At 75.3% G+C, this 1,314-nt stretch carries 2 protein-coding genes; both read right to left on the reverse strand.

The window, feature by feature from the left end; all coding sequences use genetic code 11:
- Positions 1-46 precede the first annotated feature (46 nt).
- Positions 47-199, reverse strand: a complete 153-nt coding sequence (locus ABZ641_RS37815; RefSeq protein WP_359989142.1) for a hypothetical protein — start codon at positions 197-199, stop codon at positions 47-49.
- 183 nt (positions 200-382) lie between these two features.
- Positions 383-901 carry a hypothetical protein gene (locus tag ABZ641_RS37820; RefSeq protein WP_359989144.1) on the reverse strand — a complete coding sequence of 173 codons (519 nt, stop codon included), beginning with the start codon at positions 899-901 and terminating at the stop codon, positions 383-385.
- Positions 902-1,314: the final 413 nt, after the last annotated feature.

Raw genomic sequence — 1,314 nt, forward strand, 5'->3', positions numbered from 1 at the left:
GCCCGCCCGACCTAACGGGCGGGCGGATCCCCGGTCCGACGCCGTGTCAGGTGACGCTCCGTCGCCGGGCCGCGGAGTCCGCGGGCAGGAAGGTGGCGAACTCCAGCGGGTCGTCGTCCGGGTCGAGGCCCGGGAACCCCTCCCCCAGATCCCGTCCGCGCAGCCACGCCACCAGGGTGTCGACCAGCCCGCCGGCCAACCGGGGCCCTGCGGGGCGTGCCGGGGCCGGACGATCAGCGGCCACGCGTCGGGCTCGCCCTCGGTGAGCCAGCCCAGCGTGTCGGCGTCGATCGTGCTGCCGAACGGCAGGAAGCCGCCGGGCTCGGCCCGTTGCCTCGCGCACACCCGGCACCGGGCCGACGGGGCGGTCCCGGTCCGGCTGCTACGGCGCGGGGTTCGGCCCGTCCGCGGGCGAGGTGGGCCCGGATGCCGGAGCGGGGGGCGCCGGAGGCAGGTAGGTCGGGGCGAACGGCCCGGTGGCGCCCGGCCCCGGCCGGGGCGCGCGGGTGGCGATCCCGACGACCGTCACCGCGACGGCCACGGCGAGCGCGAAGTACGGCTGCAGCATGATGAACATCGCGTCGAACGGCAGGTCGAAGACGTTGTGCAGCCGCAGGGTGGTCAGCTGGGCGAAGAGCTGCTGTCCGGAGGCGGAGAGGGTCGTCACGAGGAGGAGCACCGCCGCGGCGGGCCGCACCCAGGACACCCCCCGGAACGCCAGCACGGCGAGCACCGCGGTCGAGGCCAACGTCACGGCGAGCGGCGTGAAGTAGGCGGCGACGGCCAGTGCCGGCAGGTCGGCCTGCCGGCGGGCCATCCCGATGAGGTAGCCGTAGTTGCCCTGCATGATGCTGACGACCACGGCGATCGCGAAGATCCCCAGGTACACCAGCAGCAGCACTCCGATCGCGGTCAGTCCGCGCCCGGGTTCCCTCCCCGGACCGTGTCCCGGCAGCGTGTTCCCGCCGTACGCCATGAGCCCCACCCCTCGTCGTGTTCCTGGCGAGAGGTTAGCGCCAGGGGGCGACGGTCCGGGGCGGATTTCGGGCCCCGGGACGTACGCACGTTCGATGCGGGGCGCGGCGGGAGCCGGCTCGGACTCATCCGCGACGTCCACGACGTTCCATCCACCCGAATTCAGTTCGGAGACGAACCACCGCCGTGCCGGCACAGGAGTGGGGGGCGAGCGGCGAGGTCGCGGTGGTGAACCGGTGGCCCCGCACCTGGTCGCAGCAGGGCCCGGTGGCCGGGCGGGCGCGCCGGGGTGGTCCGCGGGCGGTCCGGGAGTCGTCTCCGGGCGTGGCGCTCGCGGTC

Source organism: Kitasatospora sp. NPDC007106 (genome assembly GCF_040634455.1).
In the GTDB taxonomy this organism is placed as follows: Bacteria; Actinomycetota; Actinomycetes; order Streptomycetales; family Streptomycetaceae; genus Kitasatospora; species Kitasatospora arboriphila.